At 58.4% G+C, this 6,870-nt stretch carries 8 protein-coding genes and 1 pseudogene; 3 read left to right on the top strand and 6 right to left on the bottom strand.

From position 1 onward, the window contains the following. Positions 1 to 117 precede the first annotated feature (117 nt). The 3 genes and pseudogenes from galU to VTU_RS32165 all read left to right on the top strand — a co-directional run bounded on the left by galU (position 118) and on the right by VTU_RS32165 (position 1,721). Positions 118 to 1,005 carry a UTP--glucose-1-phosphate uridylyltransferase GalU gene (galU, locus tag VTU_RS0123345; RefSeq protein ID WP_010109897.1) on the top strand — a complete coding sequence of 296 codons (888 nt, stop codon included), beginning with the start codon at positions 118 to 120 and terminating at the stop codon, positions 1,003 to 1,005. A 145-nt stretch (positions 1,006 to 1,150) separates the two neighbouring features. After that, positions 1,151 to 1,369: pseudogene (locus VTU_RS32170) on the top strand (type II toxin-antitoxin system MqsA family antitoxin); the annotation flags it as partial. A gap of 64 nt (positions 1,370 to 1,433) precedes the next feature. After that, positions 1,434 to 1,721, top strand: coding sequence for an antitoxin (locus VTU_RS32165; RefSeq protein WP_236610852.1), 288 nt, complete (start codon positions 1,434 to 1,436; stop codon positions 1,719 to 1,721). An 83-nt stretch (positions 1,722 to 1,804) separates the two neighbouring features. On the opposite strand, the gene VTU_RS33280 is transcribed toward VTU_RS32165, so the two are convergent. The 6 genes from VTU_RS33280 to VTU_RS0123310 form a co-directional block, all read right to left on the bottom strand. After that, positions 1,805 to 2,725 (bottom strand): hypothetical protein, encoded by a 921-nt coding sequence (locus tag VTU_RS33280; RefSeq protein ID WP_138928022.1) that lies wholly within the window; start codon positions 2,723 to 2,725, stop codon positions 1,805 to 1,807. An 86-nt stretch (positions 2,726 to 2,811) separates the two neighbouring features. Further along, on the bottom strand, positions 2,812 to 3,243 hold the full coding sequence (locus VTU_RS0123330) for a hypothetical protein (RefSeq protein ID WP_010109892.1): 432 nt from the start codon (positions 3,241 to 3,243) through the stop codon (positions 2,812 to 2,814). Positions 3,244 to 3,341: 98 nt separating this feature from the next. Then, positions 3,342 to 4,733 carry an aminopeptidase P family protein gene (locus VTU_RS0123325; protein ID WP_010109890.1) on the bottom strand — a complete coding sequence of 464 codons (1,392 nt, stop codon included), beginning with the start codon at positions 4,731 to 4,733 and terminating at the stop codon, positions 3,342 to 3,344. Between the two features lie 90 nt (positions 4,734 to 4,823). After that, positions 4,824 to 5,303, bottom strand: coding sequence for a NuoB/complex I 20 kDa subunit family protein (locus VTU_RS0123320; RefSeq protein WP_010109888.1), 480 nt, complete (start codon positions 5,301 to 5,303; stop codon positions 4,824 to 4,826). A gap of 300 nt (positions 5,304 to 5,603) precedes the next feature. Further along, positions 5,604 to 6,188, bottom strand: coding sequence for a phosphoribosylglycinamide formyltransferase (purN, locus tag VTU_RS0123315; protein ID WP_010109886.1), 585 nt, complete (start codon positions 6,186 to 6,188; stop codon positions 5,604 to 5,606). Positions 6,189 to 6,241: 53 nt separating this feature from the next. Next, the gene (locus VTU_RS0123310; RefSeq protein ID WP_010109884.1) at positions 6,242 to 6,727 is read right to left on the bottom strand and encodes a hypothetical protein; all 486 of its coding nucleotides are present in this window, start codon (positions 6,725 to 6,727) and stop codon (positions 6,242 to 6,244) included. Positions 6,728 to 6,870 lie beyond the last annotated feature (143 nt).

Here is a 6,870-nt window from a genome sequence, read left to right as displayed (position 1 = left end):
AAAAACGGGTCGCCGGCTTCGGCGCGACGCTGGGCCGCTTGCGCGATCAGCTGACAAGGCTGGGCTGAAATACGGCGCGATACTGTAGGGCCCGTTGCGTCACTCGAAGGAGACCCAATGACCACCGATCCTGCCATCCACAAAGCCGTATTTCCCGTCGCCGGCCTGGGAACGCGCTTCTTGCCCGCGACCAAGGCCTCGCCCAAGGAAATGCTCCCCGTGGTGGACAAGCCGCTGATCCAGTACGCCGTGGAAGAGGCCTACGCCGCCGGCATCCGCCACATGATCTTCGTGACCGGCCGCAGCAAACGCGCCATCGAAGACCATTTCGACACCGTCTACGAACTCGAAGCCGAACTCGAAACCGCCGGCAAGCAGGAACTGCTGGCCCTGGTGCGCTCCGTGCAGCCCGACGACATGGACTGCGCCTTCGTGCGCCAGCCGCGCTCACTCGGCCTGGGCCACGCGGTGCTGTGCGCCGAGCCCCTCGTGGGCCGCGAGCCCTTTGCCGTGCTGCTGGCCGACGACCTGATGGTCGGCCCCCCGGGCGGCCCGTCCGTTCTGGCCCAGATGGTGAGCGCCTTTCGCCAGCAAGGCCGCTCGGTGATCGCCGTGCAGGAAGTGCCCGAGGACCAGGTGCACCGCTACGGCATCGTCGCCGGCGAGCCCGCTGGCGGCCCGCTGATCCGCATCGATCGCATCGTCGAAAAGCCCTCGGCCGCCCAGGCCCCGTCGCGCATGGGCGTGGCCGGCCGCTACATCCTCACGCCGGGCGTATTCGACGAAATCCGCAGGCAGCCGCGCGGCGTGGGCGGCGAGATCCAACTCACCGACGCCATTGCCCGCCTGATGCAAAACGAAGCCGTATACGCCTTGCACTACCAGGGCAAGCGCTACGACTGCGGCAGCAAGGAGGGTTTTCTGGAGGCCACGGTGGAATTGGCGCTTCAGCACCCCCAGGTGGGCGCGTACTTTCGGGCGTATCTCAAGGGGTTGGATCTGTAGTGCGGTATCCCGCAAATAGCGGCATATATACTGCGCCTTTTGCGCCATGGTGGCGTTGCAAATCCTTGCGATACCCAGGGTATGGCGAGGATTTTTGCCTTGCCACGGCGGGCAATGCATCCGTTTCATTCAAGGAGTTGTGATTGTGAAATGCCCATGCTGCGGCGCGGCTGAACCGATACCCGACACCCGTGATATTCAATATATCTACAAGGGAGAAGCTACCGTTATACCCAAAGTGACGGGTGAATTTTGTCCCGCATGTGGTGAGGTGATCCTGAATCGAGAACACGGAGACCGGTACAGCGACCTGTTGGGGCAGTTTCAGCGGCAAGTGAATTCAGCTTATGTCGATCCAGCCTACAGTTCTGCGTTTACTCCGTCCAGTTCCTGACACGGTAGGTTGCCTTGGGATCGGAGGCTGTAACATGGCATCACTGAATGTATGGGAGCCAATCATGAATCGAATAGGGCCAGAGCGTCATCAAAAATTCATAACACGTCAATTTATGGCCGGAAATTCGCCAGCCGTTAGAATTCCAATAAGTATGGCATTTCCTGACAAAACTGAGCTTATGATTATCAGGGATGGCGACAGAATAATTGTTGAGCCGAAAGAAAAAATGCTGGGTGATGTGCCAAGGATTTTCCAAGCCTTGGGTAAATATTTTGTCGGCGGACGACCAGAATTTGAAGAAATAGAAAGAAACTGGTAATGACAAAATACATGCTGAACATAAATTCCAGTGTCAGCGCGTGATTGGCGCGGTGTGGTGCATCAAGTGATGGGGTGGCGGCGTTACTTCCCAGAGGGTCGGACGGGCTCGACGATCTCCGGCATCGGCCTGGGCGGATCAATCCCATAGGTCTTGTTTACCATTGCCCACGCTCGCTGCTCCATGGCCTTGAGTTGCTCCATGAACGCGTCATCATCCCGAGGCAAGTTCAGTTCTTCGCGCAGCGCACTCACCAGCTTGGTAAGCGTACGCTGGACGGGACGAAGCTTGCCAAAGGTTGCTATGGAGGCGTCCATGCGCAACGGGGCGATAGTGCGGAGGTTATCCTGCCGAGCAAGTGCAAGCGTCTCCACGCATTTATTGGTTTCCTCCACCAGGGCGAACAAATTTTTCAGCTCTTCCAGTTTCGCATTCCTCGCTCTGGCGTCGGTAAGTTGAGAATCAAGGCGACGAGCCTCGCTTTCTGTGAATACGATATTTTCCTTCTGAAGACGGATCGACTCCATTGACCATCGAATCGAGCGGGAAGTGTGCAACTGATCGGAAAAGACTTCTGTGAAGTCACCTGCAAGGTCTCGCGAAAGGTGAGCAGCTTCCGCGTCTGCAACCAGCCAGATTTTCGCGTTGGCATTCAGGAAGGATTGGAGGCTGTCACCATCATTTCCAGCGTTCAAAGGTCGATCCGGCAGGCCACCGATGTATCCCAGCAGTGCACAAGCCTCTTCTACCGCGCTCGCGTAGACCTCTCGGCGGATGGCCCCTTTTCGATCCTCGTCCTTCTGCTTCGCATCATGCTCCCGCTGCCGGGTTGCCTCTTCGTTATCACGGGCGTGCTGCTCCGCCAATAGCCGCCGACTGTTCTTGTTTGACGCCCACGTCGTGAACGCTGCGACACTGGTCGCCACGACAGCACTAATCACCCCTGACCAGATAATCCAGGGGACACCCAGCCATCCCTGAACTGTTTGAACTGCTATTTCCATGTGTTTTCTCCGTTGTTGAAGCGTGCGTGCTGGCAGCGGTGTTGCGGTACCAATGGCGCCAAAATTTCAGGTCCGCTCTGACTCCGCTACAAACGACTCCATGTTTGCCGAATGCCCACAAAATGAACGAAACCGAGCACCAAGCAAATGGCTGAACTGATAATCCAGAAAAGTATCCCGTTCTCAGGAAATAACGGGATCAAGATAAAAAAACATAATCCACGCAACAAGTATATGGAAGCTATGGCGCAAAGTACCAGCTTGAGCAACGGGAGACGGCGGATTGCGCCTGCGGCGGAAAGGGCGTAGGTCGAGAAAGCGAAAAGGGTTGCAGCAATGGCCGCGGTAAAAACCGGCGGGTACCAATGGCCCATTTCGACCATTTGTATCATGGATCCGCCGGCACCGAGAAAACGATACCAGGGTGCACCAAACACGATACAGCCAATATGGACAAGGCCTGCCAGTGCACTGAGCGCAGCGCCGATGATAAGGTAAGGATTAATAAACTGTTGCATGGCTCAAGAGTATTTTTTTGCACTGTTACATAAATCCTGGGTCAAGGGCTGTTCCATTTCAAGCAGGTACACGCTGGGGTCCGAGCGCCGCGCATCGGTTATTCAAACACAAAGGCTTTTCTTCTGTCCAGAAGGTAAGGGCGGTAATACCCGCAGCTTGGGCTGACCGGCAACAGGTCATCGCTCATCGAATAACCCAGTTTTTGTACCATGTAGTTTTTGCGGCGCAGCATGCGTTCGTACAGCGCGGGGTGCTGTGCCGCCAATTGCTGGCGCAGGCTGCTGTCGGCGACATAGTAGCCATCTTCGATATTTGCACCAAACAAGGGTTTTGCCGGGCCCGGTATGATGTCCAACTGCATATAGCTTCCGGATTTTATGCGGATGCTCGATCCTTCGTAGATGGGAGAGGAAACCCATTCATCATCGGCAATCAGGTGTCCGGGGTTGAGGTGCCAGCCGTGGCGATTTCTTGGGTAGACCTTTTCCACGGCTTGGTAGATTTCACCCCCTGTGATTCCGACCTTCAGGTGTTTTATCCATGTATAGGCTGCGGCCATGTAGGGATGGACGACCTCCTGGGCCCACGTTCGGCAGTTCAGGGGAATGTCGTCCTGGCTGCTTGCCACGTAGGCGGCGCGCGAACTGAGCGCGCCCCGCAGACCGAGGGCGACCGTCAGAAAATCACCCCGGTCTATGCGTTGGGTTGAGGGGCTGGGAAGCCCCAGGCGCGCTTTTTCCTTGACCGAAAGCATGGGGTGGCAGGACGCAGGAACTCCCCGGGTCTCGAAATGGCGTGCCAGGGTCAGTTCGGTTTGCCCGGGTTCCACCTTGTCGAGTATGGTCAGAATGGAGCCGGAGGCCAGACTGGCAGCGTATTCATATTCTGCCAATTGGGCAGGTTCCACGAAACTGCGCAGTCCATGGTCGGCGTGCATGAGGAGCGCTGTTGCATTCTCCATATTGGAGTCCCCAACGATGGAGCGCAGGGTTTCAACAATATAGTGGGGAATTTCAAAGGCCGACTCCATGCCCGCGCCATCTGCCTGGGTGAAGTATTTCCATCCCACCACGCCGACGCGGGTATGCCTTCCGGCTCCCAACTGCATGAGCCGCTCTTTGAACGTATTTCTTGCAATGCGCGGCTGGTCGAGCAGGCTCAGCGACGGAAAATGCACCACCTCGTGCTCCACCCGGGTGAAGTAGCCCGCTACCGATTTGTTTTCATTGCCCAAAAAAATCACCGGTCTGGATTGTGCCGGCAGCACCAGGATGGCTTCTTCAAAGCGTGGTTCAAAGTTCGTCAGGTATCTGAAATTGGCAGCATGCTCGCGGTCCGCATAGACCACCAGAAAATCGAGGGCGCGCTCCTCCATTTTTTCACGCAGCGATTCAAAGCGCCGAACAAAAAGATCGGCCCCCAGTTCAGCGTAATCTTCTGCGAGTGAAATGTCCGGAAGGTCCAGTTCTTTTAAAATCGGTTGTTTCATGTCGTCAAGTTCTCAGGTATTTTTGCGCTTATCCGGGGCCTTGGTCCCGGTCTTTTTCGTGGTTTGGGGGATATGGTCCATTGCATGCATCTAATTTCTGGAAATGGCGTTCGTCCGCCGAATTTTCTGTTGCAGCTGAATGATGCCGTATAAGAGTGCCTCGGCAGTCGGCGGACAGCCTGGCACGTATACGTCAACCGGGACAATGCGATCACAGCCGCGCACAACAGAATACGCATAGTGATAATAACCACCGCCATTCGCACAAGAACCCATGGACAATACCCAGCGCGGCTCCGCCATCTGATCGTAGACCTTGCGCAAAGCGGGGGCCATTTTATTCGTCAAGGTGCCGGCAACGATCATCAAATCGGCCTGTCGCGGACTGGCGCGGAAAACCTCTGCACCAAACCGGGCGATGTCGTAGCGCGCGCTCGCCGAGTGAATCATTTCCACCGCACAACAAGCAAGACCAAAAGTCATGGGCCAAAGGGACCCTGTTTGGGCCCAGTGGACCACGCTGGCGTATGAAGTCGTGGCGAAGCCGTTTTTAAAAACACCGTCCATCATCTTGGTTTTCAACTTTCAAATGCTCCGCAAGCCGACTGGATGTCGTTGGTAAATTGCTGCGGTGCAAGGCCACATGCTTGCGGAAGTCCTGCTGGACCGATGGATTCTAGTGCGTTGAAAACCCATTCCCAGTCATCCATGCGACAAGGCCAGGCAAGCCAAGTGCATGATCTGAAGCACGGTGTCTTTCAGACTTCGATAACTTTGAAAAAATGCTGCGGTCAAGCCGAGAAAATGACAGAGGCATCCAAGATGCCCGCGTGCGCCATGGGCCGCGCTGCGGAATCAACCGGCCTCCGGCTACAGCGCCCGCACCAGGGCCCGCACGGCGCGCGGGTAGAGCAGGTGTTCCTGGCTCAGTACGCGGGCCGCCAGGGTTTGCGCGGTGTCTCCGGGCAGTACCGGGACTACGGCCTGGTCCAGGATCGGGCCGGCGTCGAGCGCGGTCGTTACCTGGTGCACCGTGGCGCCGGCAAAGCGGCAGCCCGCGTCGATGGCGCGCTGGTGCGTGTGCAGCCCCGTGAACGCGGGCAGCAGCGAGGGGTGGATATTGATCAGGCGCCCCGCGTAGCGCGCGACGAAGTCCGGCGTGAGGATGCGCATGAACCCGGCGAGCAGTACCAGCGCGGGCTGGTGGCGGTCGATGGTGGCGGCCAGTGCGGCGTCGAAGGCCTCGCGGCTGGCAAAGGCGCGGTGGTCCAGCGCCCCGGTTGCGATTCCCTGTTCGCGCGCGAGCAGCAACCCTGCGGCGTCGGCTTGGTTGCTCAGCACGGCCGCGACCCGGGCGCCGTAGCGCTGCTCCCAGTTCTCCTGCTGCGCGGTGCGGACGATGGCGGCCATGTTGGAGCCGCCGCCGGAGATCAGGATGACGATGTTTCTCTTCATGTGCGCCCGGATTATCCGGGCACGCCCCCGAATCCCGGGAGGCGTCGCCGGGCTCAGCTGAACAGCGCTTTTTCCAGGCGCCTGAACTTGGCGTCGCCCACGGCATCGCGGATTCTGGGGGCCAGCGCTACCAGGTCGTTGTAGCCTCCCGTGCCCTCGACCGCCAGATTCAGCCGAAACCCCCGCAGCCCGAGACCGGAAGTCAGCTCCGCGGCGATGGGGTACGCCGTCTGGTAGCGCTCCTGGGGCGAGCGGTCGGTTTCATCCATCAGCGTCGTCACCGATTCCAATTCGCCCGCAGAGGGCGCGGCCACCGCATCCGGTGCCTGCGGCGACCCGGACAGCGGCGCCAGAAGCCCCTGCGCGACCATGGCCTGGATATCGTTCTGGGTGATTCCCACGGGGGCCGTGGCTGCGAGGATTTCACCCGTGGTGCGCTGGCCGTCAAAAAGAATGAAGGCCGATCGCAGACGCGAACTCAAATGGCCGTGCCGGCTTTTCAGCGCCTCTCGCCCTGCCAGGGTTTTGACGAGAACCATGGATTTCCTCGTGATGGATAGTGGGCAATGCTTGTGGCGCCCGGGGCGAATTATCGCCCAAGGTCCGGGGGTCTTGGGCCTGAATGTCGGGGCTTGCGCCCGTTCATGCGCCCGGCGGAGCCGTTGTTGCAGATCCCCCGCGG

The organism is Verminephrobacter aporrectodeae subsp. tuberculatae At4 (assembly GCF_000193225.1).
GTDB lineage: Bacteria > Pseudomonadota > Gammaproteobacteria > Burkholderiales > Burkholderiaceae_C > Acidovorax > Acidovorax aporrectodeae.
The sequence above is the reverse complement of the archived record's forward strand: the minus strand, read 5'-3'. Positions and strand labels throughout refer to the sequence as shown.